Annotated in this window: 22 protein-coding genes, 2 pseudogenes and 1 CRISPR repeat array; of the genes and pseudogenes, 12 read left to right on the top strand and 12 right to left on the bottom strand. The window is 72.7% G+C overall.

Annotated features, from left to right (window positions below; all coding sequences use genetic code 11):
* Nucleotides 1–48: 48 nt before the first annotated feature.
* Together FHS13_RS15360 and FHS13_RS15365 are read right to left on the bottom strand one after the other, a co-directional pair.
* Nucleotides 49–240: a hypothetical protein gene (locus FHS13_RS15360; RefSeq protein ID WP_184292605.1), complete on the bottom strand. Its 192-nt coding sequence runs from the start codon at nt 238–240 to the stop codon at nt 49–51.
* A 218-nt stretch (nt 241–458) separates the two neighbouring features.
* Nucleotides 459–815: a hypothetical protein gene (locus FHS13_RS15365; protein ID WP_184292606.1), complete on the bottom strand. Its 357-nt coding sequence runs from the start codon at nt 813–815 to the stop codon at nt 459–461.
* Nucleotides 816–1108: 293 nt separating this feature from the next.
* Here FHS13_RS15365 and FHS13_RS15370 point away from each other — a divergent pair.
* The 4 genes and pseudogenes from FHS13_RS15370 to FHS13_RS21970 all read left to right on the top strand — a co-directional run.
* Nucleotides 1109–1924: pseudogene (locus FHS13_RS15370) on the top strand (glycoside hydrolase family 16 protein); the annotation flags it as partial.
* On the top strand, nt 1907–2323 hold the full coding sequence (locus FHS13_RS21965) for a ricin-type beta-trefoil lectin domain protein (RefSeq protein WP_425491178.1): 417 nt from the start codon (nt 1907–1909) through the stop codon (nt 2321–2323). The pseudogene FHS13_RS15370 and the gene FHS13_RS21965, both read left to right, overlap by 18 nt.
* A 163-nt stretch (nt 2324–2486) precedes the next feature.
* Nucleotides 2487–3722 (top strand): MFS transporter, encoded by a 1236-nt coding sequence (locus FHS13_RS15375; RefSeq protein WP_184292608.1) that lies wholly within the window; start codon nt 2487–2489, stop codon nt 3720–3722.
* Nucleotides 3723–3939: 217 nt separating this feature from the next.
* Nucleotides 3940–4821: a CRISPR direct-repeat array (repeat unit 29 nt; unit sequence GGGCCCATCCCCACGTGCGTGGGGCTCAC).
* 161 nt (nt 4822–4982) lie between these two features.
* Nucleotides 4983–5153, top strand: a pseudogene (locus FHS13_RS21970) (hypothetical protein); the annotation flags it as partial.
* 52 nt (nt 5154–5205) lie between these two features.
* On the opposite strand, the gene FHS13_RS15380 reads toward FHS13_RS21970, so the two are convergent.
* The gene (locus tag FHS13_RS15380) at nt 5206–5406 is read right to left on the bottom strand and encodes a hypothetical protein (protein ID WP_184292609.1); all 201 of its coding nucleotides are present in this window, start codon (nt 5404–5406) and stop codon (nt 5206–5208) included.
* 216 nt (nt 5407–5622) lie between these two features.
* Here FHS13_RS15380 and FHS13_RS15385 point away from each other — a divergent pair, with 216 nt between their 5' ends.
* Both FHS13_RS15385 and FHS13_RS15390 read left to right on the top strand, forming a co-directional pair.
* Nucleotides 5623–6708 carry an S-(hydroxymethyl)mycothiol dehydrogenase gene (locus tag FHS13_RS15385; protein WP_184292610.1) on the top strand — a complete coding sequence of 362 codons (1086 nt, stop codon included), beginning with the start codon at nt 5623–5625 and terminating at the stop codon, nt 6706–6708.
* The gene (locus FHS13_RS15390) at nt 6705–7334 is read left to right on the top strand and encodes an MBL fold metallo-hydrolase (protein ID WP_184292611.1); all 630 of its coding nucleotides are present in this window, start codon (nt 6705–6707) and stop codon (nt 7332–7334) included. Before FHS13_RS15385 ends, FHS13_RS15390 begins: the two co-directional genes overlap by 4 nt.
* Nucleotides 7335–7418: 84 nt before the next feature.
* Here FHS13_RS15390 and FHS13_RS15395 read toward each other — a convergent pair whose 3' ends face one another.
* Together FHS13_RS15395 and FHS13_RS15400 are read right to left on the bottom strand one after the other, a co-directional pair.
* The gene (locus FHS13_RS15395) at nt 7419–9200 is read right to left on the bottom strand and encodes an N-acetylmuramoyl-L-alanine amidase (protein WP_343065044.1); all 1782 of its coding nucleotides are present in this window, start codon (nt 9198–9200) and stop codon (nt 7419–7421) included.
* Between the two features lie 159 nt (nt 9201–9359).
* Entirely contained in the window at nt 9360–10142 is a 783-nt protein-coding gene (locus tag FHS13_RS15400; RefSeq protein ID WP_184292613.1) for an NRDE family protein, read from the bottom strand.
* A 246-nt stretch (nt 10143–10388) separates the two neighbouring features.
* On the opposite strand from FHS13_RS15400, the gene FHS13_RS15405 reads away from it, so the two are divergent.
* Nucleotides 10389–12878 (top strand): HAD-IC family P-type ATPase, encoded by a 2490-nt coding sequence (locus FHS13_RS15405; protein WP_184292614.1) that lies wholly within the window; start codon nt 10389–10391, stop codon nt 12876–12878.
* Nucleotides 12879–13002: 124 nt separating this feature from the next.
* Here the strand turns inward: FHS13_RS15405 and FHS13_RS15410 are convergent, their stop codons facing one another.
* Together FHS13_RS15410 and lnt are read right to left on the bottom strand one after the other, a co-directional pair.
* Entirely contained in the window at nt 13003–13518 is a 516-nt protein-coding gene (locus FHS13_RS15410) for an FxsA family protein (protein ID WP_184292615.1), read from the bottom strand.
* An 89-nt stretch (nt 13519–13607) separates the two neighbouring features.
* Nucleotides 13608–15251 (bottom strand): apolipoprotein N-acyltransferase, encoded by a 1644-nt coding sequence (gene lnt / locus FHS13_RS15415; protein WP_184292616.1) that lies wholly within the window; start codon nt 15249–15251, stop codon nt 13608–13610.
* 609 nt (nt 15252–15860) lie between these two features.
* On the opposite strand from lnt, the gene FHS13_RS15420 reads away from it, so the two are divergent.
* Nucleotides 15861–17072 carry an ABC transporter ATP-binding protein gene (locus FHS13_RS15420; protein WP_184292617.1) on the top strand — a complete coding sequence of 404 codons (1212 nt, stop codon included), beginning with the start codon at nt 15861–15863 and terminating at the stop codon, nt 17070–17072.
* A 161-nt stretch (nt 17073–17233) separates the two neighbouring features.
* Here FHS13_RS15420 and FHS13_RS15425 read toward each other — a convergent pair whose 3' ends face one another.
* Complete coding sequence (locus tag FHS13_RS15425; protein WP_184292618.1) at nt 17234–17734, bottom strand: TspO/MBR family protein; 501 nt, start codon at nt 17732–17734, stop codon at nt 17234–17236.
* Between the two features lie 137 nt (nt 17735–17871).
* Between FHS13_RS15425 and FHS13_RS15430 the strand changes: the two genes are divergently transcribed.
* Both FHS13_RS15430 and FHS13_RS15435 read left to right on the top strand, forming a co-directional pair.
* The gene (locus tag FHS13_RS15430; RefSeq protein WP_184292619.1) at nt 17872–19950 is read left to right on the top strand and encodes a prolyl oligopeptidase family serine peptidase; all 2079 of its coding nucleotides are present in this window, start codon (nt 17872–17874) and stop codon (nt 19948–19950) included.
* Nucleotides 19951–20177: 227 nt separating this feature from the next.
* The gene (locus FHS13_RS15435) at nt 20178–21377 is read left to right on the top strand and encodes a JmjC domain-containing protein (RefSeq protein ID WP_184292620.1); all 1200 of its coding nucleotides are present in this window, start codon (nt 20178–20180) and stop codon (nt 21375–21377) included.
* 66 nt (nt 21378–21443) lie between these two features.
* Here the strand turns inward: FHS13_RS15435 and FHS13_RS15440 are convergent, their stop codons facing one another.
* Nucleotides 21444–22247: a TetR/AcrR family transcriptional regulator gene (locus FHS13_RS15440; RefSeq protein ID WP_184292621.1), complete on the bottom strand. Its 804-nt coding sequence runs from the start codon at nt 22245–22247 to the stop codon at nt 21444–21446.
* 192 nt (nt 22248–22439) lie between these two features.
* Here FHS13_RS15440 and FHS13_RS15445 point away from each other — a divergent pair, with 192 nt between their 5' ends.
* Together FHS13_RS15445 and FHS13_RS15450 are read left to right on the top strand one after the other, a co-directional pair.
* Nucleotides 22440–23174 (top strand): DUF2306 domain-containing protein, encoded by a 735-nt coding sequence (locus tag FHS13_RS15445; RefSeq protein WP_184292622.1) that lies wholly within the window; start codon nt 22440–22442, stop codon nt 23172–23174.
* A 215-nt stretch (nt 23175–23389) separates the two neighbouring features.
* Entirely contained in the window at nt 23390–24250 is an 861-nt protein-coding gene (locus tag FHS13_RS15450; RefSeq protein WP_184292623.1) for a (2Fe-2S)-binding protein, read from the top strand.
* Nucleotides 24251–24621: 371 nt separating this feature from the next.
* Here the strand turns inward: FHS13_RS15450 and FHS13_RS15455 are convergent, their stop codons facing one another.
* From FHS13_RS15455 to panD, 3 genes are all read right to left on the bottom strand, one after another.
* A complete protein-coding gene (locus FHS13_RS15455; RefSeq protein WP_184292624.1) occupies nt 24622–25368 on the bottom strand; it encodes a hypothetical protein in 747 nt (248 codons plus the stop codon).
* A gap of 230 nt (nt 25369–25598) precedes the next feature.
* Entirely contained in the window at nt 25599–25838 is a 240-nt protein-coding gene (locus FHS13_RS15460) for a hypothetical protein (RefSeq protein WP_246405326.1), read from the bottom strand.
* 145 nt (nt 25839–25983) lie between these two features.
* On the bottom strand, nt 25984–26391 hold the full coding sequence (gene panD / locus FHS13_RS15465) for an aspartate 1-decarboxylase (protein WP_184292626.1): 408 nt from the start codon (nt 26389–26391) through the stop codon (nt 25984–25986).
* Between the last annotated feature and the right edge of the window lie 59 nt (nt 26392–26450).

The raw sequence follows: 26450 nt of genomic DNA on the forward strand, positions 1-26450 counted from the left end.
AGGTGGTACGGGTGATGATCGTCCCAACGGCCGGCGGGAACAGCGGCGTCAGCGGGGCACGGTGAGCTTGCGGCGGTGGCCGCGGGTGATGAGGAGGACGGCGGCGACCGCGGCCGCGGCGCAGAGCGCCGCCAGTTCCTCGTTGCCCAGGCGCCAGTGCAGCAGCGCGCCCCCGGCCGACACCACGTAGAGGAGCCAGTAGGCCCCGGTCTCGAACAGACTGCCTCTCCGGCCTTCCATGTCCCCTCCTGCCGTGCATCCCCGTGCCCGCGTGTCCCGGGGCGGTTGTACGCACCGTCCCAAGGAAGACGCACAGGGTGCTCGCGAGGTTGTCAGGGCCGGGAGGATCCGGGACGGCCGTGAACGGTCGTATCCGCATTTCCGGGGCCTGGCGCCCGCCTCCGCCGCCCCCGGTGCCGGGATCCGCGGAGTCGCGCGGGGGTGTGCCCGTGAGGGGCTCACGGGCAGGCGGCGGCCTGGAGCTCCAGGAGGTCGAGGTCCTCGGCCGCGTGCTCCGAGCCGGGGGTGCCGACGCCGAACTCGGCCAGGTCGGCCCGGGCCGCGCGCAGGCGGCGCCGGGCGCCGCGGGCATCGGCCTCGGTGACGGGCGCCGGGGCCGAGGAGCCGCTGCCCCTGACAGGGCCCGCGGGGGTACGCAGTTCCCAGCTCCAGAACCCCCGGCCGAGGCGCTCGACCCTGACCAGGACCCCGACGGCATCGGGGCGGCCGTCGCCGGCGCGGACCCAGGTGCCGACGAGGGCGGCGGGGTCGGCGGGGCGGTCAAGGGGCTGTACGGCGGTGGGGATGGCGCTCATGGGTGTTCCTTCTGGGTCGGACGGACGACCCGGTTCGCGGTCTTCGGTTCACCCCGTACATTCCCGCTCGGCGCATATGACACGGTTACGGAATTCTTTCGGCCTCTTCAGGGGTGAGTTCCGTCACCCCGAGGCCTCCGAACCGCGCGGAACCGCGCTCCCACACGGCCGGCGGCTCCCTCTTGCCCACCTGGGAAGCCAAATGTAAATTGTCTTTCCAATTCGGTGGGTCACATGTCGTGTTCCCCCGGCGACATCACCCCCGCCGCCCCCCCGACCCCGGAGCACCGCCCATGCGCACACCACTGACCGCCGTCGCGGCCCTCGCCGCCGCGCTGGCCCTCCTCTCACCCGTCGGCGCCTCCGCCGAACCCGCGCCCGAACCCGCCGCCCAGGCCTCCCTGGTGTGGTCCGACGAATTCGACGGCCCGGCCGGCAGCGCACCGGACCCCGCCCACTGGAACCACGAGACCGGCGACCACGGCTGGGGCAACAACGAACTGCAGAACTACACCGACAGCCGCGCCAACTCCGCCCTGGACGGCAACGGCAACCTCGTCATCACCGCGCGCCGCGAGGCCGACGGCTCCTACACGTCGGCGCGGCTGACCACGCGGGGCAAGGTCCAGCCGCAGTACGGCCGCATCGAGGCGCGCATCAAGATCCCGCGCGGCCAGGGCATCTGGCCGGCGTTCTGGATGCTGGGCTCGGGCTACCCCGACACCCAGTGGCCCGACGCCGGGGAGATCGACATCATGGAGAACATCGGCCGCGAGCCCCACCTGGTACACGGCAGCCTCCACGGCCCCGGCTACTCGGGCGGCAACCCGCTGACCGGGTCCTACATGCACCCCCAGGGCTGGTCCTTCGCCGACGACTACCACACCTTCGCCGTCGACTGGAAGCCCGGATCGGTGACCTGGTCCGTGGACGGCAACGCCTACCAGACCTACACCTCGGCCGACACGCGCGGAAACCCGTGGGTGTACGACCAGCCGTTCTTCATGATCCTCAACGTGGCCGTCGGCGGGAACTGGCCCGGCTACCCCGACGGCACCACCCAGTTCCCGCAGCAGATGCTCGTGGACTACGTGCGGGTCTACTCCGACGGCAGCGGTGGCGGCGGTACCGGCACCGTCACCGCCTCCAACGGCATCTGCCTGGACGTCGCCGGGGCCCAGACCGCCGACGGCACCCCCGTGCAGCTCGCGCACTGCAACGGCAGCCAGGCCCAGGAATGGACCGTCGCCGGCGACGGCACGCTCAGGGCCTTCGACAAGTGCCTGGACGTCGCCGCCGGCGGCACCACCGCGGGCACCTCCGTCCAGCTGTGGCAGTGCAACGGAACCGGCGCCCAGCACTGGGTGCACGACAGCGGGACCCAGGCGCTGCGCAACCCGCAGTCGGGCCTCTGCCTGCAACCGCGGGGACGGGCGCAGACCGACGGCACCCGCACCGAGATCGCCCACTGCGACGGCAGCGCCGTCCAGCGGTGGAACCTGCCCTGACCCGAGCCCGCCAGGTCCTCCCGACCCGGCGGGCCCCTCACCCCGGGTGAGGAGGCCGATGTCACACGGCGCCGGCCCCCTTCCCGGGAAACCCTGCGGCCTCTCCACAGGTTGTGCCTGACGGCCCCCCGCCGTCCTTCCCCACCTGTAGAGAGGCCCCTCCATGCCCCTGGCCCTTCTCGCCCTCGCCGTCGGGGCCTTCGCCATCGGCACCGCCGAGTTCGTCATCATGGGCCTGCTGCCCGAGGTCGCCGACGGCCTCGGGGTCGACATCTCCTCCGCCGGATACCTCATCTCCGCCTACGCGCTGGGCGTGGTGGTGGGAGCGCCCCTCCTGACCGCCGCGGCCACGCGCCTGCCCCGCAAGAGCGTCCTGATCCTCTTCATGGGCCTGTTCGCCCTGGGCAACCTGGGAACGGTGCTCTCCCCCACCTACGAGGCGGTCTTCGCCTCCCGGGTCGTGGCCGGACTGCCCCACGGCGCGTTCTTCGGCGCCGGGGCGCTGGCCGCCGCCCAGATGGCGGGCCCGGCCCGCCAGGGCCGCGCCGTGGCGCGGATGTTCCTCGGCCTGACCGTCGCCAACGTCGTCGGGGTGCCCGTGGGCACCCTCCTGGGACAGGAACTGGGCTGGCGGGCCGCCTTCCTTGTCGTGACGGCGATCGCGGCACTGGCCGCGGCGGGCATCGCCGCGTTCGTGCCCCGCCTGCCCCGCGCCGGCACCGGACGCCTGCTGTCCGAGGTGAGGGCGCTGGGCCGGCCCCAGGTCGTCCTCGGCCTGCTCGCGGGGGTGTTCGGCTTCGCCGGGGTGTTCGCCGTCTACAGCTACATCTCCCCCATGGTGACCGAGCTCGCGGGGATCCCCGAGCGCGGCGTCACCGTGGTCCTGGCCCTGTTCGGCATCGGCATGACCCTGGGCTCGCTGGTCGCCGGCCCCCTGTCCGACCGGGCGCTGCGCCCGACGGTCTACGGGTCGATGGCAGCCCTGACGGTCCTGCTGCTCGCGTTCACCTACACCGTGCACAACCCCTGGACCGCCATGGCCTCCGTGGTGGCGCTGGGGGCGATCGGCTTCGGGGTGACCACACCACTGCAGCTGCTGGTGATGAACAAGGCGGGCTCGGCCCCGACCATGGCCTCGGCCGCCAACCACTCGGCGTTCAACCTGGCCAACGCCGGCGGCGCGTGGGTCGGCGGCCTGGGCATCAGCGCGGGACTGGGACTGACCTCCCCGGCCGCCCTCGGCGCCGCCCTGACCCTGGTCGGCCTGGCCATCGCCCTGACCGCCGGAGCGCTCGACCGCCGGAACGCCCGGACCCGCCGACCGCAGGAAACCACCACGGATTCCACCGAACCCGCCGCAACCGGTACGCAGCAGCACCCCGACACCGAAGAACCCTGACCCGCCCGGCCCCGTGGAGGCCACCGCACGGGGCGGACACCTCACGCTCCCCAGGGGCCGACGCTGTGCCCGCCACCGAAGGCGCGGACAGTGCCAACCCGGGGGGCCGTGGAGACGGGAGGTCCGGCCGGCACCGACGAGGAGCGGAAGACCGGTCTGTCCGTGCCCACGTAGGTGGGGTTCACGGGCCTGTGACACGCGAACTTCAGCCCTACGTCGGTCCATCCCCACGTGCGTGGGGCTCACCGCTGGCAGGTACGCGGTACGTGGCCCGCCCCGGGCCCATCCCCACGTGCGTGGGGCTCACCGATCCAGGCCAGCGGGGCGCTGGCGGTCGCCGGGCTCATCCCCACGTGCGTGGGGCTCACGTTCACCAGGACTCCGGCCAGTCCCGTCGGCTCGGCCCATCCCCACGTGCGTGGGGCTCACATCCTGGCCGGGCGCTACTCAGGGTCGCCCAACGGCCCATCCCCACGTGCGTGGGGCTCACGCGGGCAAGCGGATGCGCGCTCGCTGGCGCAAGGGCCCATCCCCACGTGCGTGGGACTCACCCGCAACTGAATCCGCTGCTTCTGAATCGAGGGGGCCCATCCCCACGTGCGTGGGGCTCACGTCCTCGACGGTCTGTCCGTCGTCGAACTCGAGGGCCCATCCCCACGTGCGTGGGGCTCACCTGCCCGGCTGGACCCGCGACTGTGGCCTGACGGGCCCATCCCCACGTGCGTGGGGCTCACCCGCGCCGCGCATGGTCGAGATCGGGGGGGAGGGGCCCATCCCCACGTGCGTGGGGCTCACTTCTCCAAGAGGTACTGAGCGCCGTTGATTCCGGGCCCATCCCCACGTGCGTGGGGCTCACCTGGCCGCGATCGGGATCAAGGGCAGCCCCGAGGGCCCATCCCCACGTGCGTGGGGCTCACCGCAAGGCGCGCGCCTACGGGATCATCCTGGTGGGCCCATCCCCACGTGCGTGGGGCTCACGGCTGCCCCTCGGGGTGGCGGGGGGTAGGGGGGGCCCATCCCCACGTGCGTGGGGCTCACGGCGAGGTCTAAGGGTTCGCCCAATGGGCGAGGGGCCCATCCCCACGTGCGTGGGGCTCACCCTTTTTGACCTGCGACAACGCTAGTCGTTATCTCCGCGGGACCTACCCCTTAGTAGGAAAAATGGCCGTCTCCGGCCACTCTCCCCAAAGGTCCTACAGGGAACCCGCACCAGCGTTACGGTCTTCACCACATTCCATCCCCCATGGTCACACGGAGCGCATGCCCATAGTGACGTCCAGCCCGAGCCACCCTTCCTACATCGATCTCCGGCTCTGGGCAAAAGAGCGGGGCCTCGATGGTGCACGCCATCCGCACATCTGCCATGTCCTGGACAGCGTCGCCGTCTCGATGGCCTTGTGGGACGCCTTCGTCCCCGCCGGCCTCGCACAGCGGGTAATCCCCACGCACGTGGGGATGGATCAGGACTACGTTCGTCTGCTGGTCAGTTGGTCCGGCGGTGGGCGCGGGCGTGTTTGCGGGCGGCCTCGTGGGCCTCGTCCTCCGAGAAGGCCATGCCCGTGCGCGAGCACCGCGCGCCGCCGCTCTCGTCCGGGTCCCGGGCGGTGCACGACCACGACCAGGAGAACAGGGCCCCCAGTCCGCGCTCCCGGGACGGGGTGACGGTCCAACTGGGCTCAACCATCGGGAATCCTCCGTGTCGGCGAGGAGTACACGATGCCATCCGCGGCGCCGGGGGGCCGGGGCCGCGGGCGCCTTTTGCCGACTTCGGCGGGATCGATGACCTCCGGTTGTGGCTCCCGGCGGTTCCTCGTGGACATGCCCCCGGCGTTCGGGCAGGGTGGCGGTGACGCGTCCGCTCCGGGGCGCGGCTCTCAGCCAACGGGAAGGTGTCGACGCCATGCCGCAGAAGGTCCGGGGGGTGGTCTCCCGTGCCAAAGGGAGACCTGTCGAGCTGACCACGATCGTCGTTCCCGATCCCGGCCCGGGGGAGGCCGTGGTCGACGTGCAGACGTGCGGGGTCTGCCACACCGACCTGCACTACCGCGAGGGCGGCATCAACGACGACTACCCCTTCCTGCTCGGCCACGAGGCCGCCGGGGTCGTGGAGGCCGTCGGGGAGGGCGTCACCGGGGTCGAGCCGGGTGACTTCGTCGTCCTGAACTGGCGAGCGGTGTGCGGGCAGTGCCGGGCCTGCCGCCGGGGACGGCTGGAGTACTGCTTCGACACCCACAACGCCGAGCAGCGGATGACGCTGGAGGACGGCACCGAGCTCACCCCCGCGCTGGGGATCGGGGCGTTCGCCGACAAGACGCTGGTGGCCGCCGGGCAGTGCACGAAGGTCGACCCCCGGGTGTCGCCCGCCGCGGCCGGTCTTTTGGGCTGCGGGGTCATGGCGGGGATCGGTGCGGCGGTCAACACCGGCGGTGTGTCTCGGGGCGACACGGTCGCCGTGATCGGGTGCGGCGGTGTGGGCTGTGCGGCGGTGGCCGGGGCCCGGCTGGCCGGGGCCTCGCGCGTCATCGCGGTGGACCTGGACGACCGCAAGCTGGAGTGGGCGAACCGGTTCGGTGCCACCCATACGGTGAACGCCGCCTCCACCGAGCCGGTCGAGGCGATCCGGGGGCTCACCGGCGGCTTCGGCGCCGACGTCGTCATCGACGCGGTGGGACTGCCGCAGACCTACGAGCAGGCGTTCTACGCCCGTGATCTGGGCGGCACCGTCGTGCTGGTGGGTGTGCCCACCCCGGAGATGCGCCTGGAGCTGCCCCTGGCCGACGTGTTCGGCCGCGGCGGCGCGCTCAAGTCGTCCTGGTACGGCGACTGCCTGCCCTCGCGCGACTTCCCGATGCTCGTCGACCTCCACCTCCAGGGCCGTCTGGACCTGGACGGGTTCGTCAGCGAGGAGATCACTCTGGACGATGTCGAGGAGGCCTTCGCCCGGATGGAACGCGGCGAGGTCCTGCGATCGGTGGTGAGGCTGTGAGTGCGCGTGTCGAGCATCTGACCACCTCAGGGGTCTTCGCCCTGGACGGTGGGGAGTGGCAGGTCGACAACAACGTCTGGCTGGTGGGTGACGACGAGGAGGTCCTCGTCGTGGACGCGCCCCACGACGCCGCCCCCGTGCTGGAGGCCGTGGGTGGGCGCCGGGTGGTGGCGGTGGTGTGCACCCACGCCCACAACGACCACGTCAACGCCGCTCCGGCGCTGGCGGAGGCCACCGGTGCCCCGGTGCTGCTGCATCCGGAGGACCGGGTGCTGTGGGACATGACCCATCCCGGCCGCGCGCCGGACGGGGAGCTGTCGGACGGGCAGGTCCTCACGGTGGCGGGCACGGAGCTGACGGTGCTGCACACCCCGGGGCATGCGCCGGGGGCGGTCTGCCTGTACGCGCCGGGGCTGGGTGTGCTCTTCAGCGGGGACACGCTCTTCCAGGGCGGCCCGGGGGCGACGGGGCGCTCCTATTCGGACTTCCCCACCATCGTCGCCTCGATCCGCGACCGGTTGCTCTCCCTGCCGCCGGAGACCGTGGTGCACACCGGTCACGGGGACTCCACCACGATCGGTGCCGAGGCGCCCCATCTCCAGGAGTGGATCGACCGGGGGCACTGAGGTCCGTGCCGCGGGGCCCAGGAAGGGGGTCCGGGTCCCGCGGCACCGGGGAGGAGCCGGACGGCCGGGGGGAGGCCGAACGGCTCAGGCCGCCGCTGCCTCGGTGCTCTCGGGGCGGGACTGGTGGCGCGAGACCGCCGCGATGAGCTGGGCGTAGGCGTGGCCGGTCATCTTGTCGCCGTATCCCGGCTTGGCCGCGGATCCGACGCTCTTGCGGGCCAGGCGCAGCGCTTCGGCGGTGCCGTCGCCGTAGTGGCCGTCGACGCCGTGCTCGCCGAGGGCCTCCTTCTGCCCCGCGTACCGGAGGAGTTCCTGGAGTGCCTTGACGGCTTCCCCGGAGTCACCCTTCTTGAGTCCGATCAATGGATTCGTCCCTCCTGTGTTCGCCCCGGGAGGCTGTTCGAACGTGCCGTCCTCCACCATGCGGTAGGCCTTGTCCCCGGGACAGCTGGTGGAGATGAAGTCCCGGTGGCCGAGCACCCGCCCCGACACTCCGTGGTCCTGCACGAGCCACTCGCGCAGCGCCCGGACCGCGTCGATCTGCGCGGCGGTGATCTCGTCCTTGGGCCCGGTGGCCAGGGTGACGCTGTAGTGGGTGGAGTTGCCTCCGGGCTGGGCGGCCTGCTGCCGGTAGAGCCCGCGTCCTTCGAGGACGTAGCCGTGGGCGCAGCACATGAAGGAGTTGCCGGTGAAGTACACCGTCCCCGCGCGCCGGGCCAGCCAGGTCCCGTCCGGGGTGGTGGGGCACCAGATGCGGCCGCCGTAGGACTCGGGGGCGACGGTGAACGCCGGCGTGCGCGCCGCGGCCGCCACGGGCGAGACGTGCGCCCTGCGGAGCAGTTCGACCCTCCACCTCGGCCCGGTGCGCGGCCCGGGCGGGCGGTGCCGCAGCGAGGTCGCGTGCCCGGCCAGGATCGCGGCGAACTGGAAGGCCTCCGCCGCTTCCCTGGTCCCGTGTCCGAGCGCCGACCGGCCGTTTCCGCGAGCCGCCAGGCAGACGCCGGTGAACAGTTCGAGCTGGGCCCTGGTGAGGGAGCGCAGGAACGCGTGGGAGGGCACGCGTCCGGGCGCCTGCTCGCGCAGGAGCCGCTCGGCCCGCGCGGACAGGTGGAACTCCGCTCCGCGGCGGCCGCGTTCCTCCCTCCAGTGGGGGGCGTCCCCGGCCGTTGCGGCGGAGTCCTCGCACGGAGGGCCGAAGAGGGTGTGGAGCACGCCCCTGAGCCGGGCCGCCCCGCCCGGGCCCCTCCGCTCGGGGCGGTGGAGGACCGCTCCGGATCCGGTGGGTGTGCCGTCCTCCTCGGCCCAGAACCAGGCCACGAGTTCGACGAGGGCGTCCGACCACTTCGGGTCCTGCGGCAGCCCGGTGCAGGGGGCCGCCAGGAGGATGCGGTCCCCGCGGTCCAGGGACGCGCTGGTCGCCCACGCGCGCTCGCGCCGGGCCCGCCGCTCCACCGGCCAGCGGTGCTCGGCGGTGGTCAGGGAGGAGTGGCCGACGCCCTCCATCCTGAGCAGCCGGCGGGGCCGGGCCGGGAAGACGTTGACCGCCAGGAGGGGCTGCCACCGGGACGTGCCCGTCCGGTGGTCGAGGGTGAGGACCGTGTCCCCCGCCCCGATCTCCTCGAAGGACCTCCATCCGTCCTCGGTGAGGATCTGGGTGTCCTCGTCGACGCAGTAGCCGATGTCGGTCCAGCCCCTGGCGGAGCCGGTGTGGAAGTCGCGGGTGCTCTTCCAGTAGGACAGGCACGCGTCGTGGCTCTTGGCGGCGAGGCCCTGGTCGGAGCTGTCGTAGTGGACCACCAGCCCCGAACGCGGTTCGGCGTAGGAGGCGGGAGAGGTCGAGGACCAGCCCAACTGGGACCGGCTCACGTAATCAGGGGGTCGGGGCACACGGACCTCCGGGAGTGCTGGAATCGGCGGAACCGTCCTGGGGGAGGGGACGCCTACTCAAGCGATACCCGGGAATACGCTGTGTGATCAGCCTTCGGAGATAGTTTTATCTACCCCGATGTGCGATTCCCGTGCTGGTCAGAGGTCGATCGTGCGCCATGCTCCGGGGTCGGCGGGAGCGTCGGTGAAGGCGTAGCGGACCGTGTCCCTGTCCATAGCCAGTAGCGTGACCGAACCGGTGGCCCACACCTGTCCGTCGGGCAGGTCGGCGTGGGCGATCAGGCCCGTGGGATCTCCGGTCTCGTCCAGTCCCGCCGAGCGGGGCGTGTCACGGGCGGCCCGGGTGATCAGCTCGGGCCACTGCCCCCACACCTCCTCGACTCCGTGTGCGTCGGCCAGGCGGGCGGGGTCGGGGCGGGTCCGGGCGAACTCGGGGGTGTGGCGGACCGCCCGCGGATCGGCCGGGTCGAGTCCGGTGTTGACGAGGATGCTCACCCCCGCGCCCAGCTGCCGGGAGTCCAGGCAGCGGCCGTCCCAGCTGTACAGGTGGGCGTGGTGGGCACCCGCGTCCAGGAGGTGGAAGGGCGCGTACAGGGTCGGGTCCTCGCCGTGCAGCGGGTCGCGGGCCGGGCGTTCCAGTGCCCGCAGCGGCAGCTCGCCGCGGCTGGCGGGATAGGTGCCCTCCCAGGGCATCCTGCCGTCCCAGGGCCACCCGTTGAGCAGGGCGCAGGCCCGGGACCGGGCGGGGTCGACGGCGAGCCAGGTGCCGCCCGCCCGGCGGTCGCGGCCGCCGACGAACGGGCGGTCCTCCCAGTGGCGGCCGGGCCCGTCCCAGGGGCGGTCGCGCATCTCGTCCCGGATGGCGGCGACGACCAGCGGGGTGTCGGCGTCGGGGTCGAACCCGACGATGACGGTGCACATGTCGACCTCTGCGTGTCGGTCCCGGCCCCGGCGGGCGTCGGGAGGTGGACAGGAAACAGTACCTGGACTCTATGCGGTGGCGGCCTCCCCGAGGGGCGGGTGCCCGCACCGCCGCGGGGGTGGCAGCCCTCCCCCGCCCCGGGGTGCCCACCCCGCCGCGACCACCGCCCCGGTTCTTCTAACCTTGTGGCACTCCCTGCTCTTCCGGGAGCCCTCTTCCCCGACCCAGCTTCTCCAGGAGCACGCGTGACCGAGCTTCCCGACGTCATCGAACCGCCCGGCGGACCGGCCCGCCCACCGGCGGAGACCGGGCTGACCGAGGCCGAGGTCGCCGAGCGCGTGGCCTCGGGCCGGACCAACGACGTCCCCGTGCGGGCCGGCCGCACGGTGGGGCAGATCGTGCGCGGCAACGTGTTCACCCGCATCAACGCGATGATCGCGGTACTGTTCTCCGTCATCGCGGTGATCGGACCGGTGCAGGACGGCCTGTTCGCGATGGTCATCCTGATCAACACCCTGATCGGGATCGTCCAGGAGCTGCGCGCCAAGCGGACGCTGGACAAGCTCGCCATCGTCAACGCCGCCCGGCCCCGGGTGGTGCGCGAGGGCACCGTGGTGCGGGTGGCCACCCAGGAGATCGTGCTGGACGAGATTCTGGAGGTGGGCGCGGGCGACCAGGTGGTGGTCGACGGCACCGTGACCTGGTCGGGCGGTCTGGAGGTCGACGAGTCCCTGCTCACGGGCGAGGCCGACCCGGTCGCCAAGCGGCCCGGCGACACGGTGATGTCGGGCAGCTTCGTCGTGGCGGGCACGGGCCGGTTCCGGGCCACCAAGGTCGGCAGGCACGCCTACGCGGCCCGACTGGCCGAGGAGGCGAGCCGCTTCTCGCTGGTGCGCTCGGAGCTGCGGTCGGGGATCGACCGGATCCTGACCTGGATCACCTACGCGCTCTTCCCCATCGGCGCGCTGCTGATCTACAGCCAGCTGTTCATGGGCGGGCACGTCTCCCTGGAGGAGTCGGGAGCGGGCGGGCAGGTCTCGGGCCCGCTGGCGGACGCGCTGCGGAGCATGGTGGCGGCGCTGGTGTCGATGGTTCCCGAGGGGCTCGTCCTCCTGACGAGCATCGCGTTCGCGGTAGGGGTGATCCGACTGGGCCGGCACCGCTGCCTGGTGCAGGAGCTGCCCGCCATCGAGGGCCTGGCCCGGGTGGACGTGGTGTGTACCGACAAGACCGGGACGCTGACCGAGACGGGCATGAAGCTGGCGGAGATCCGCGACCTGGGCGGCGGGACGGGCTCCCCCGTACAGGTCCTGGCCGCGCTGGCCGCGGGCGATCCCGACCACAACGCGAGCATGGCCGCGATCGCCCAGGGGTGTGCGGCCGCCGGGCAGGACTCCCCCGAATGGCCGGTGACGGCGCTGGCGGCGTTCTCCTCCGCCCGCAAGTGGAGCGGTGCGAGCTTCGCCACCCCCGACGGCGAGCAGAACTGGGTCCTGGGCGCGGCCGACGTGCTGCTGGGCGCCGGAGACCCCGCCGCGGCCGAGGCCGAGCGACTGGGGGCGCAGGGGTACCGGGTGCTGCTGCTGGGCCGCGCGCAGCTGCGGGTGGACACCGAGGCCGCCCCGGGGCCGGTGCGGCCGGTGGCGCTGGTGGTGCTGGACCAGCGGGTGCGCGAGGACGCGGGCCCGACCCTGGACTACTTCGCCGACCAGGGCGTGGACGTCAAGATCGTCTCGGGCGACCACGCGGCCTCGGTGGGCGCGGTGGGGCGCGGCCTCGGCCTGGAGGGCGCGGACCGCCCGGTCGACGCGCGGACGCTGCCGCAGGACCCCGCCGGGCTGGGCCGCGAGGTGGAGGAGCACTCGGCGTTCGGTCGGGTCACGCCCGAGCGCAAGCGCGACATGGTGCGGGGTCTGCGCGACCGGGGCCGCACGGTGGCGATGACCGGTGACGGCGTCAACGACGTGCTGGCCCTGAAGGAGGCCGACATCGGTGTGGCGATGGGTTCGGGCAGCCCGGCGTCGCGCTCGGTGGCGCAGCTGGTGCTGCTGGACAACCGCTTCGCGGTGCTGCCGCGGATGGTGGCCGAGGGACGCCGGGTGATCGGCAACATCGAGCGGGTGGCGAGCCTGTTCCTCACCAAGACCGTGTACACGATGGTGCTGGCCACGATCGTGGGCCTGCTGGCGGTGTCGTATCCGTTCTTCCCCAGGCACGCGACGCTGATCAACGCGGTGACCTTCGGCATCCCGTCGTTCTTCCTGGCGCTGGCGCCCAACACCGACATCGCCCGGCCCGGGTTCGTGGCGCGCACGCTGCGCCTGGCCGTGCCCTCGGGTCTGGTGGCGGGGCTGGCGGCGGTGACCACCTACCTGCTGGTGCTCGGCGGCCGGTCGGCGCCGGACCCGTCGGACCGCACCGCGGTGGTGATCACGCTGTGCGCGACGACGCTGTGGGTGCTGCTGCTGGTGGCCAAGCCGTACGTGTGGTGGAAGGTGCTGCTGGTGGGCTCCATGGTGGGCCTGCTGACCCTGGCGATGGTCACCCCGCTGGGGCAGTGGTTCTTCGATCTGGACGTGAGCGACCCGGGCAAGGTCCTCACCGGTCTGGCGGTGGCGGCCGCGGCGATCTGCGTGATCACCGTGATCCGGGTGGTGGACGACCGGATCATCGCCCGGTCCCGGGAGCGTTCCGGGGAGGAGCAGGAGCGGGAGCGGGTCCCCGAACCGGTCTGACAGGTCTCGGGGGCGGCCCGGGCCGCCCCCGACATGATGAAGGCCCGCCGTGGAGAGTTCCACGGCGGGCCTCTTCGGGAGCGCGCCTTCCCGAAGATCGCTCCCGCGGCCGGGCGGCCGCGGTTCAGGTCCTGTCGTCGGGCTCCACCGGGTCGAAGCTGCCCTGGATGACCCGGCCCCGGGCGGTCGGGGGCTCGTCGTGGCGGGGCCCGCGGGGGGCGCCGAAGTCCTGGCCCGAGATGGTGACGCCCTGGGCGGCGAACTCGCTCTCCATGCGCTCCATCCGGCGCCGGACCCACCCGGTGAACGCCCAGCGCAGCGCGGGGCGGGTGAAGGGCAGGACCAGCAGCAGTCCGACCGCGGCGGTGAGGAAGCCGGGGACCACCAGCAGGATGCCGCCGGCCATGAGCATGAGCGGGTCGAGCAGGCCGCCGCGCGGCGGTCGGCCCGAGCGCATCGCCAGGTCTGCGTCCCGGAAGGCCTTGGTCCCGGCACGGCGCAGCACCGCGACGCCCAGGACCGTGAGCGCGATCAGGGCGGCCAGGGTCCAGGGGACGCCGATCCGGCCTCCGACCGCGATCATCAGCCCCACCTCGACGAAGGGCAGCGCCATCAGCGCCAGCACTGTCAGAAGCGGCATGCGGTCACCTTTCTCGGGGCACGGCCACGGGATCCTGCCTCACTGAGGACAACGCGCTCGGGGCCCTCGCGGTTCCCCGGCGCCGGAGATCACACCCGGGACCGGGAACGGCGGAGGGCGACCAGGACCGCGGCCAGGCCCAGGGCGCTCAGCGCGGCCTCGGGGGCCGCGCCGGCCCGGGTGGCCAGAGTCGTGCCCTCCATGGGGGTGAGCTCGGCGACGTGGACGTCGGGCTCGGCCTCGGGCGAGCGGTAGTCCACCGTTCCGTCGGGAGAGACCACCGCGCTGATGCCGCTGGTGGAGACCACGACGGCGGGGCGCCCGTGCTCGACGGCGCGCAGCCGGGTGATGGCCAGCTGCTGGTCGGACTGCCCGGTGAAGTTGTAGTTGGCGTTGTTGGTGGGCACGACCACGATTCCGCCGCCCTCGGCCACCGATTCGCGCACGGGTTCGTCGAAGGCCACGTCGAAGCAGATGGCCACGGCCAGGGTGGTTCCGCCGACGTCCAGGGCCCCGGGCTCGTCGCCGGGGATCGCGTCGGAGCTGACCTGCTGGAGGCGGGCGACGAAGCGGGTGAAGAAGTCGCGGTAGGGGACGTACTCCCCGAAGGGCACCAGGAACCGCTTGTCGTACATCTCTCCGGGGCCGGTCTCGGGGTCCCACACGACGCTGCTGACGTAGCGGGTGCCGTCGTCGTTGTAGCGGCTCATCCCCCACAGCAGGGGCACACCGGCGTCCTCGGCGGCGGCGCTGATGATCTCGTGGGCCTCGGGGTCGCGGAAGGGGTCGATGTCGCTGGCGTTCTCGGGCAGCAGCACCAGGTCGGGGCGGGGGTACTCGCCCTCGCGGACCAGGTCGGCGAGGAGGTGGACGCCGTCGGCGTGGTTGTTCAGAACCTGCATGCGCTCGCCCGCGACGGACATCTGACCGACCCCGGGGACGTTGCCCTGGACCATGCCGACCGCGACGGCCTCCCCCTCCTCCAGGTTGTTGAGGGAGGGCGCCAGGGCACCGCCCGCCACCACGGCGCCGCCGCAGGCCAGCGCCAGGGCCGCCGCGGCCCGCTCGCGCGCGGTGCGCGAGCGGGCGGCGCGCAGGGCCGCCCACAGCAGCAGGCCGCCGACGAGGGCGACGGCGAAGGTCACCAGGGCCGAGGAGCCCAGGGAGGCGTATCCGGAGAAGGGGGTGTCGGGCTGGGCGAAGGCGAGTTTGCCCCAGGGGAAGCCGCCCATGGGCCAGCGGGCGCGCACGGCTTCCTGGACCACCCACAGGGCCGCGGTCCACACGGGCCAGCCGGGCAGGCGCACGACCAGCGCCAGGCCCATGGCCATGGGTGCGAAGTAGACGGCCTCGGCGGCGGCGATGACCAGCCACACGTCGATGCCGAAGACGTCCTGCCAGCGGACGAGCGGGACCATGAGGGAGGCGCCGGAGAGGAGTCCGAGCCAGGCGGCGCGGCGCATACGTGCGCCCGCGACGGCGAGGGCCAGGAGTGCGGCGCCGGCCGGTCCCAGCCACCACAGCCCGTACGGGGGCAGGGACAGGAGCTGCACCAGGCCTGCGCCGACCGCGGCGAGCACGCGCCAGAGCAGGTCGAGGCGGCCCCAGCGGTGGCCCAGGGGCAGAAGGGTGCGCGGGGGACGCGGGGCGTCCGTCCGCTCCTGGGGAGGCGCTTGCCGCGAGATCTCGTCGACCGCGGGGGCTGCGCCCCGTTCCCTGTGCTCGGCAACCACGTGGGTGCTCGCTTTCCGACGGCGTAGGAAGGTGCGCGGTCAGCATATTGGGGGGACGCGGAAAAGGCCCGAGCCACCCTTCGGACCGGCTCCGTCCCGTCGGCGGCGAGCTCGGAAGACCGTTGTCTACTGGATGTCCGGGCCTTTTCCGGGTCCAACCCCCCGCCCGGCCGCGGTGCTCCGCCCCTCACCCGATCCCGGCTGCACCTGGTGGTGATGCAGCGTCCGATCGGACGAGTGGGGGCCGCACAACCGGTCCGTCCAGTGCTGGACTGGTCGTCAGGTTACCCAGACTCCCCAACCGGATGCCTCAACCGGGCTGCCGTGTCGTGGCCGCCGGGCCGGGCACACGGACGGGGAGAAAGTGAAGAACCGTCGGACAGGCTAACGCACCTGGGGCCGCCGCGCCAGCCGGAGCCGCAGGGTGTACACCTGACCGCAATCCGATCATTTCTCCTTCACTTCTGGACTTTTCGATCAGGATCGTGTCTCATATGATCGACAAATCAGTCCGGTTCGATCAAGTTCACAAGGACCGGGAGAAGTGACGGGAACCGCCAACTCTCGGTTCCCGCCGCACACACGACCCGATTGCAGCGGAGCTGAGCCATGGCGGAGATCGTCCTCGAGGGCGTCGACAAGATCTACAGCGGCGGCGTCAAGGCCGTCGACAACCTGAACCTGCGGATCGAGGACGGCGAGTTCATGGTGCTCGTCGGCCCCTCGGGCTGCGGCAAGTCGACCGCGCTGCGCATGATCGCCGGCCTGGAGGAGATCTCCGCGGGCACCCTGACCATCGGCGGGGACATCGTCAACGACCGTCCGCCCAAGGACCGCGACATCGCGATGGTCTTCCAGAACTACGCGCTCTACCCGCACATGACGGTCGAGCAGAACCTCGCCTTCGGCCTGAAGCTGCGCAAGGTCGCCAAGCCCGAGATCGCCCGCCGCGTCAAGGAGGCGGCCGCGATGCTGGGCCTGGAGCCCTACCTCAAGCGCAAGCCGGGCGCCCTCTCCGGCGGCCAGCGCCAGCGTGTCGCCATGGGCCGCGCCATCGTGCGCGAGCCCCAGGCGTTCCTCATGGACGAGCCGCTGTCCAACCTGGACGCCAAGCTGCGCGTGCAGATGCGGGCCTCCCTCAATCAGCTGCACGACCGCCTGGGCGTCACCACCGTCTACGTCACCCACGACCAGGTCGAGGCGATGACCCTCGGCGACCGGGTCGCCGTGCTGCGCGACGGCCGCCTCCAGCAGGTGGACACCCCCAAGCGCCTGTTCGACGCGCCTGTCAACCTGTTCGTCGCCGGCTTCATCGGCTCGCCCGCCATGAACTTCGTGGACGCCGAGCTGACCGCCGAGGGGGACGGCGCGGTGCTCAAGTTCGCCGAGCACAGCCTCCCCGTGTCGGCCGACATCCTGGACGCGCGTCCGAACCTGCGCGACTACCTGGGCCGCAAGATCATCCTGGGCATCCGCCCCTCGGACTTCAACGACGCCGAGCTCGACAGCAACGGCGACCCGCGCATCGAGGTCACCGCGGGTGTCACCGAGGAGCTGGGCACCGAGATCAACGTCATCTTCGCCGTGGACGCCCCGCCGGTGCGCCACGAGGACGCCGCCGCCCTGGCCAAGGACGCCGCGGGCGACGAGGGCGACGACTCCGGTCTGCTGAACGAGGACCGCTCGCTGTTCACCGCCCGGGTGAGCCCGCGCAGCCAGGTCCGGCCGGGCAGCAAGATCTCCCTGTCGGTGGACGTCAGCCAGCTCCACTTCTTCGACCCGCAGAGCGGCCTGGCCATCGGCCACCCCGACAACGTCTGAACCACCCTCCCGGGACGCGCCGGCCCCTCGACGGGCCGGGGGTCCCACGGGCGGCGCCGGCCGGGCACTCCTCCACTCCCGACCGGCCGGCGCCGGGACCCGCCCCTGACGCGTCCGCCGGGCGGTGCCCCGATTGCTGCGGGGCACCGCCCCCTTCGGCCTCAGTTCGCCAGCCACACGGCGAAGTTGAGGCAGCCGGCGAACACGCTCCAACCGAGATAGGGAAGCAGGAGCAGAGCCGCGACCTTGCTGTGCCGCACCGCCAGCACCGCGGTGACCGCCACCGCCGCCACCAGCAGGACCAGCTCCAGCAGGGCCGCACCGTACAGGTTCCCCGCGAAGAAGAGCGGGGGCCACAGCGCGTTGAGCAGCAGCTGGAGCACGTAGAACACGTGGAAGGCGCGGGACCCTCCCAGCCCCGAGGCGCGCCACACGAGCCATCCGGCGAGCGCGATGAACACGTACAGAACCGTCCACACCGGCCCGAACAGCCACGAGGGCGGCGCCCAGGACGGCAGTTCGAGGGCCTGGTAGACCTCTCCTGAGCCGGCGGCGCCCTGCCCCCCGACGACCGCCGCGGCGAGCACGGCGGCGGCGTAGACGGCCAGCGCCACCCAGGGTTTGACCCCGCTCCTTCTGTGTTCGTCGGTGGTCCGGTACATGAGTCCCTCCCCGTGAGCGTGGAGGGCCCTCTTCCCTCGCCAATTCCGGACAAACCTTGCCCGCGGGCCACAACAGCCGGGTCCCGGGGCAAGGCAGCTGTTCCTTGACCCCCGGCTCGGCACCGCTGAACCATGTGATGGTGCGCAACCGAGCCCCCGGAGCCGCCCTCACCGCCGACCCCCGGCCGACCGCGGACATCCTGCACGGCCGTCCCGTGCCCGACCCCTACCGCTGGCTGGAGTCCGCAGACTCCCCCGAGACACTGCGCTGGCTGCGCGAGCGCGAGCGCGAGTACACACGCGAGGCCGCGTCCTGGCCGCTGCGCGAACGCATGGCCGAGCTGATCCGCGCGTTCGTCGCCACCGACCTGTGGTCCCCGCCGATCCACCGGGAGGGCCTGGCCATGGCCACCGTGCGCCCCTCGGGGAGCGAGCACCCCCGCCTGGTCGTCCTCGGCGACGACGGCGCGCGGCGCACCCTGTACGACCCGGCCGCGGAAGACCCCGGCGGCAGCACCACCCTGGACGCCTGGGAACCCGGCCCCGGCGGGCGCCTCGTGGCCGTCCAGACCTCCTCGGGCGGCGTCGAGCGCGGAACCCTGCGCGTGCTGCGCACCGACACCGGGACCCGGGTCGGCCCCGAGGTCACCGGGGTGCGCTACTCCCACGTGGCCTGGCTGCCCGGCGGCGCCCCCTCCTTCTACTACGTGCGCCGCGACGGCGCGCGCGGTGTGCGCGGCGTGTGGCTGCGCCGGGTCGGCGACGGCGCCGAGACCCTCGTCCACGCCTGCACCGCGCCCCGCACCGTTCCCGGGGTGAAGGTGCTGGGCGGCCGCTGGCTGCTGGTGACCGAGAGCCACGGCACCGGGCACCGCACCGACCTGTGGCTGGCCGATCTGGCGGGCGCCGACCCGGCCCGGCCCCTCCTGCGCCCGGTGCAGGTGGGACCCGAGGCCGAGACCGAGGCGCGCCTGGGCCCCGACGGACTCCTGTACCTGCGCACCACGCTGGGTGCCCCCTGGCGGCGCATCTGCGCGGTCTCCCCCGAGGACCCCGGCACGGAGAACTGGCGCGAGATCGTGCCGCAGGATCCGGGGGCGACCCTGGACGCGTTCGCGCCGATGGGCTCGCAGCGGGCCGCCGAACTGCTGGTCGTGCGTACCCGCCTGGGCATCAGCGAGGCCTCCGTCCACGACGCCCGCACCGGCGGCGCCCTGCGCGCGGTGGAGCTGCCGGGGGAGGGCATGGCCTCCTCCCCCACCGACCCGGCCCCCGACGGCTCGGTGTACCTGGCCTACGCCGACGTCGCCACCCAGCAGCGGGTCCTGCGCCTGCCGCCGGGGACGGGCCGCACCGAGCTCTGGCCGCCCGGCAGCACCCCTCCTCCTCCCGCCCCCGAGATCGGGCGGACCGTGCTGCACTGCCGCTCGGCCGACGGCACCCGCGTCCCCGTGACCGTGTTCGCCGCCGCGGACACACCGGCCGGCGCCCCCACCCTGCTGCACGCCTACGGCGGGTTCGGCCGGCCCCGCCAGTTCGGGTTCAGCGCGACCGTGCTGGCCTGGCTGTCCTCGGGCGGGCGCTACGCCGTGGCGCACGTGCGCGGCGGCGGCGACGCGGGGCGCGAGTGGCACCTGGCCGGCTCGGGCCGGGGCAAGCCGCGTGCCGTGCAGGACCTGGTCGCGGCGGCCGACGCCCTGGTCTCGGAAGGCCTGTGCACCCGGCGCCGGCTGTGCCTGTCGGGCGGTTCGGCGGGCGGCCTGCTGGTCCTGGCGGCCGCGGCCGCCAGGCCGGACCTGTGCGAGGCGGTGATCGCCTCGGCCCCGCTGGCCGACATGGCCCGGTTCGAGCTTCTGGGCCTCGGCCGGATGTGGACGAGGGAGTTCGGCACCGTCGCCGACCCCGACGACTTCGCCGCCCTCATGTCCTACTCCCCCTACCACCGGGTGCTGGACAGCGCCGCGCGCTCACCGGGGCAGCGCTTCCCCCGCGTCCTGCTCACCGGGTTCGACGGCGACACCCGCACCGATGCCGCCCACCCGCGCAAGATGTGCGCGGCGCTGCTGGCGGCGGACGGGGAGGGAGGCTCTCCCGCCGCCCTGCTGCGCTACGAGCGCGACGTGGGCCACGGCCCGCGCGCGGTCAGCCGCGCGGTGGGGCTCGCCGCGGAGGTGCACGCCTTCGCGGCCCACAGAACGGGGCTCTGCGCGCGCTGACCGCGCGCGGGGAGTCCTGGCCATGAGGAACCGTACACAGAAAGCGAGGCTTGGCGTATGGACCCGATCGAGGTCGAGGTCGAGGACCTGGCCGAGGTGACCTCCCGCGACATCACCGCGGGCGGCGACAACGACGGCACCGACTCCAGTTCCGACTTCATCTAACTCCCTACCGTCCGCCCGGCCCGACCGCGGGCCGGGCGGACCCGACCGTGAAGGGAAGACCCGTGACCGATCCCGGCCAGCTGTTCACCAAGGACCTGTGCGACGCCGTGGGCCGGGAGGCCCTGACCTCACGCCTGTCGGAGGAGTTCGTCCTCGCCGACGTGGGCGCGGACGCGGTGCGCTCCCTCCTGACCTTCGACGACCTCAACGCGGTGCTGTCCTCGTGCGCGCCCGAACCGCCCCGGCTGCGGCTGCACCGGGACGGGTCCCCCGTACCGGTGGAGCGCTACACCGAGGCGGCGGTGTCGTCGCGCAATCCGCGGCGGGTGGTGCGCCCCGAGGCGCTGTACCGCGAACTGCGGGAGGGCGCGAGCCTGGTCCTGGACAGCGTGGACCGCATGCATCCGCCGGTGGCGGCGGCGGCCGACGACCTGATGCGGCTGGTGCGCGAGCGCGCGCAGGCCAACCTGTACCTGATCTGGGGGGAGTCGCGCGGTTTCGACACCCACTGGGACGACCACGACACGGTGATCGTCCAGCTGGCGGGCAGCAAACACTGGCAGGTGCACGGGCCCGGTTCGCGGCCGTACCCGATGAAGAACGACGTGGACCACACGCACACCCCTCCGCGTGACGCCGAGGGCGAGCTGCAGGTGCTGTGGGAGGGCGTGCTGCGTCCGGGCCAGGTGATCCACGTTCCGCGCGGTTGGTGGCACACGGTGACCGGTACGGGCGAGGTGAGCATGCACCTGACGTTCGGTTTCACACGGGCGACCGGGGTGGACTGGGCGGAGGCACTGGTGCGGCGCCTGTTCGACGAGGAGGTCTTCCGCCGCGACCTGCCCCGCTTCGCCGACCCCGACGTGCGCGGCAAGCACCGGCGTGAGCTGGCCGCCAGGCTGGCGGAGCTGGCCGAGGAACTGGACCTGGAGGACTTCCTGGCCGAGCGGGACGCACGTTTCCCGCGCCGCACCTCCTTCTCGCTGCCCTGGCCGGTGCAGGGGGATCCGGGACCGGACGCCCTGGTGGAGTTCGTCCCGATCCTGGCGCCGCCGCTCTCCCGTGCCGACGGCAAGGTCTCGGTGACCGTGGCCGGGCGCCGCTACCGGTTCCCCGAGGCCGTGGCGCCGGTGCTGGAGGTGCTCGCCGAGCACCGGAGACTGACGTTGGCCGACCTGGCCGAGCGCGCGGGCCAGGAGCAGGAGCGGACCGCCCGGGCGGTGTCCGCGCTCGCCCGCCACCACCTGGTGCTGGTCCGCTGACAGCGATCCCCAGGGCGCCGTGGCCGCAGGCCGTCGGTTGAGGGTGGTGGTGGGTGACGGGCGGGATCAGTCCCGCCTCTTCCCCCTCTGCCTCTCGATGTGGACCTCGATCCCGTCAAGGATGCGGTGGAGGCCGAGGTCGAGTTCCTGGGCCGGCCCGCCGTCCCACTCGCCCGCCTCCTCCCGGGGCTGCTCCGACAGGACATCCTCCTCCAGCAGGCGGGCGAGCGTGGGAAAGCGCTCGGGGGTGACGACCCTGCGCAGGCCCAGGCTGTACTCGCGCTCGGTGTCGGCCATCGTGGCGCCCTGGGCGCGTGCGGCGCGGTTCATCTCGTTCTCCATGCGGGCGGTCTCGCGCAGGACCGCGGAGAACATGACGAGCATCTGCAGGGACTCCCCCAGACCGAGCCCGGACCTGTCGAGCTCGCGCAGGCCGGCTTCCATCCATCGCAGACCGCCGGGGCCGCTGGGAGGACCTGCCATCTCGACGTAGACGAGCCAGGGATGGCGGCGGTAGGCCTCCAGTACGGCGTGGCACCACGCCTCCACGCCCGCGCGCCAGTCGCCGTCGTCGCGGGGCGGCGGGGGCAGGATGTTCATGACCGTGTCGGCCATGAGGGCGAGCATGTCCTCCTTGCTGTCCACGTGCCGGTACAGGGACATCGTGGTGTAGCCGAGTTCCTTGGCCACCCGCTGCATGGAGACGGCCTCCAGACCCTCGGTGTCGGCGACGGTGATCGCCGCCCGCACCACGGCCTCCCGGCTCAACTGGGGTTTGGGGCCGCGCCGGGGAGCCCCCGGCTCGTCCAGCCCCCACAGGAGTTCGATCTCCCTCGCCATCCTGCTCATGGGCTTGCGCTCGCTCGTCATGGGTCACCAGTCGTCGAAATCGTTGTTGACTCCATCCTAGAACTGTGTATTACTTACACTATATAGTGTGCTTCGTAAACAGTTTACGACGCACACAGATGTTCGCACCGGCCGTCCCGAAGCACCTCCGCCACAGGAGGAAACCCCGCGTCCGCGACGACACACGGCCCCCGCCCCGGAAGGAACCGGACCATGCAGCCCCCCGCACCCCCTGCCGAGAGCGACTCGGCCGCACCCCCGAGCCGCCCCCGCCGCGAAACCCCGCCCCCGCGCTGGTGGCAGCGCCCCTGGATCGCGCCCCTGGCCCTGTTCAGCACGGTGTTCCTGCTCTACGCACTGCCGCCCTATCTCGGCCTGGACCCCGCCCAGGCCCGGCTCCCCCTCCCCGACGAGCCGACCTGGTACTACCCGGTGATGGTCCTCCACATCTTCAGCGGCGCAGTGCTGACCGTCCTGGTGGTCCTCCAGGTGTGGCCGTGGCTCCGGACACGCCATCCGGCGGTCCACCGCTGGAGCGGCCGGGTCTACGTTCTGGCCGGAATTCCGCTGATGGGTGTCCCCGCACTGCTCATCTCCCCCTTCAGCAGCACCGGCCCCAGCACGCAGGTCAGCAACACCCTCTGGGCCGTGCTGTGGCTGTCCTTCACGGTCCTCGGCTACATGAAGGCCCGCAAGCGCCGCTTCCCCGAACACCGGGCGTGGATGCTGCGCAGCTTCGCCCTGGTCTTCGGTATCGCGCTCAACCGGGTGGTGCTCGTCGTACTGCTGATGGCCATGCTCCCCCAGGCGGACAGCGCCTTCGGCGGCGACGCCCATGCCCTGGGGGTGGCCCTCGCCCCGGCCAGCAGCTTCCTGTCGTGGGTGCTGCCGCTGCTGTTCACCGAGTGGTGGCTCCAGTACCGGCGTCCGCGTCGACGCCCGAGGTGACCCCTCTCCTCCAGCGGGCAGGAAGTGGAATGAACCGTCGCGAAGCATCCTGAACTGGGTGTTTCGCGACGTAAAGGTTCCGTATGCGGGGAGCCGGTCGTTGCACGTGACGCGGACGTTAGGATAGCCTCACTTAAGAGGCGCAGGTGATATCGGCCCGAGGGCGACCGCGCCACCCCGGATGACGGTATCCCTGACGAAGGGCAGGTTCAGAGGTGACTCAGGATCCGCTCGAAGCTCTTCAGGACGCGTGTGTGCCGCTGAAGTTCGCGCCCCTGCCCGTTCTGCTCTCCCCGGAGGAGCTCCGCGCCCGCCCGCTCGGTCCCGAGCACTGGTACAGCGCCGGAGAGCTGGCCTCCGAGGGCTGGGTCCCCGTCCTGTTCGACAAGCTCCGCACCGAGCACGGCCCCGGCCACCGACTCCCGGCCGCCACCAACTTCCTGAGAGTCACCCTGCGCGAGCCCGTCTTCATGGTCTCGGCCTCGCTGTACCTGACCGGTCGGGCCCCCCTGCTCTCCCCCGAGACCCTGTACCTGCCGTGGAACACCGTGGCCTCGCGCTTCGCCACCCCCACCGTGGTGGACGCCCGCCTGGCGGTGCTGCCCGGCGACCCCGCGGCCGGCCATCCCGGCACGGTGACCGTGCGCGATGCCGACGAGCAGCTCGAACGGGCGGGCCGGGCTCTGTTCTCCACCTTCGAACCGCTCGTCGACGCGCTGCACCGGCACTCGAGGGCCGGCAAGCGCACCCTGTGGGGCTGGGTGCTCGACACCCTGCACTTCTACATGCTCAACCCCGCCCGCTACCTGGGCCGCGACGCCGAAGGTGCCTGGGAACTGGCCTCCCGGCTGGCCGACGCGGTGGTCGCCGCGGGCGCGGTCACCCGCAAGAGACCCCGCCTGTTCCCCTTCGCCCCCGAGCACCCCAGGGGGACGTGGGCGGTGCGCGGCACCTGCTGCTTCGACTACAAGGGCGATCCCGAACACGGGTTCTGCACCACGTGTCCGCTCAAGTGCGACAGCGAGCGCCAGGAGGACCTCTCCGAGTGGTTGAGCAATCCGGCGCTGGCCCCCTGAGGTAGCCAGGCCGTGTTTTTTGGATGCTCTCGCCGTATCGGCGGAGCCGATCCCCCGGCGAACGGCCGGCCAGGTGTTCCCTCGCGAGGCGGAGAGCGCAGCTCAGCCCGGTGGGCTTCGCAAGCTCTCCGGCGCGGCAAGGGGGCGCCTGGCGGCCGCGCAGCCCGAGATGATCCGAAAGGCAGGGCCGAGGCCGTGTTTTTTGGATGCTCTCGCCGTATCGGCGGAGCCGATCCCCCGGCGAACGGCCGGCCAGGTGTTCCCTTGCAAGGCGGAGAGCGCAGCTCAGCCTGGTGGGCTTCGCAAGCTCTCCGGCGCGGCAAGGGGGCGCCTGGCGGCCGTACAGCCCGAGATGATCCGAAAAACAGGGCCTACCGCTCCCCCGGGTCCGGAGGCGCGCCCAGACCGGGTGACTGGTTCTGTGCCATGAACATGCCCACGGCCATGCACCCGCCGCCGACCAGCAGCAGGAGCAGGAGCACACCGCACCCGATACCGAGGATCTTGCCCCACGGGGTGGGCGGATCGGACTGCGGTCCGTGAACGCCCTGCGGTGGATAACCGGGACCTCCGGGAGGGTACTGGCCCTGGCCGTACTGGCCGTAGGCACCCGCCTGGCCGGAGGCCGGGGGCGGGCCGTAGTTGGCGGTTCCGCCGCCCGGAGCGTCGGAGCCGGGCTCCTGGGGCACGTCCCCGCCCGTGTCGGCGGGCGGCCTGCCCGCCGTGGGGAAACTGCCCACGCCCATACCGGGCACGTCCGTCTCCCCGTATCCGGGCGCGTACCCCTCCTGCTCGTACCCCGCCTGAGACATGCCGCTGGGCCCCTCCGAGAGCTGCCCGGACGGTTCCTGCCCGGACGGTTCCTGACCCGCCGGGCGGCCGACCGGCGGCGGATACCCGCCGGAGGGCTCGGCGAAGCCCGGGCGCCCTCCGGCGCCACCGGCCCGCTGCTCCCGGTCACCGGGGAACCCGTGCGGGGGCTCCCCCGGGGGCTGGGGGCCGCCGCTCATCGGATCGCCGGGGTCGCCCGGGCGCCACTCCTCCGGAGGGCGGTGGTTCACCGGGTCCTGCTGCCCCGACTGCTCCTGCGGCTCTTCCTCGGGTTGTCGACCGGTCACTGAGAACACCCCTTAGTCCAGCGGCATCCGCCCGCACGGCATCGACCGTCAGGCATCCCACTACCGCACGGTAACCGCGCAGACACGCAGAAGCCGGAAGGCGCGGGGGTGTTTCCCGAAAAAAGTCCGGCCGTCCTCATCGCCGCGCGCGGGGCGGTCGCGATGGCGCACGGCCCGCCCCTCCGCTCTCCCGCCCGGATCCGGGCGCGGCAGGTCCGGGTGCGGCGCGCTCAGGCGCGGCGGTGACGCCACCTCAGGTAGTCGTGCTCGCGCTCGACGTCGCGCATCTGCGAGTAGAGGACCTCGGGGTCGCCCGCGCTGACGACGACACCGTCGGCGGGGACGACGGGCCAGCACGCGTACGCCCAGAACACGCGCGTGTAGCAGCCCCAGAGCACCACCCAGGCGCCCTGCTTCTGCCACTCGACGTGCTCGGCGATCCGGCGCTTCACCTCATCTGCTGCGTCCATGCCGACACAGGGCATACCCGGGCGCGCACCCGCCCGATCCGGCCGGAACCGGCCACCGTGCGGGGGTTGGCCGCATGCGGGACACGCTCCCCGAAAGTACGCGGCCCGCGCCGACCGGGCCGGTCCGTGCAGGCCGCGCGGAGGCTCAGCGGCCGGGGACGAGCTCCTCGCTGCCGGGGATCGGCTCGGCCGGGTCGGCGCCCAGGGCCACGATGTTGTTGTCCCGGTCCACGTGCACGATGTGGGGAACGTGCTCGGCCCGCTCGGCCTCGGTCAGCTGGGCGTAGGAGATGATGATGACCAGGTCACCGGGGCTGACCAGGCGGGCCGCGGCGCCGTTGATCCCGATCACACCGCTGCCGCGCTCACCGGTGATCGCGTAGGTCACCAACCTCGCGCCGTTGTCGATGTCGACGATGTGGACCTGCTCGCCGTCGACGATGTCGGCGGCGTCCATCAGGTCGGCGTCGATCGTGACCGACCCGACGTAGTGCAGGTCCGCCTGCGTGACGGTCGCGCGGTGGATCTTGCCGTTGATGAGCGTGCGCAGCACTGGCCAAGCCTCGTTTCAGGTCTCTCGCGAACTACAGGCCCCGTGCGGGGTCCCGTGCT

Origin of the sequence: Nocardiopsis algeriensis, assembly GCF_014203695.1 — a bacterium.
GTDB lineage: Bacteria > Actinomycetota > Actinomycetes > Streptosporangiales > Streptosporangiaceae > Nocardiopsis > Nocardiopsis algeriensis.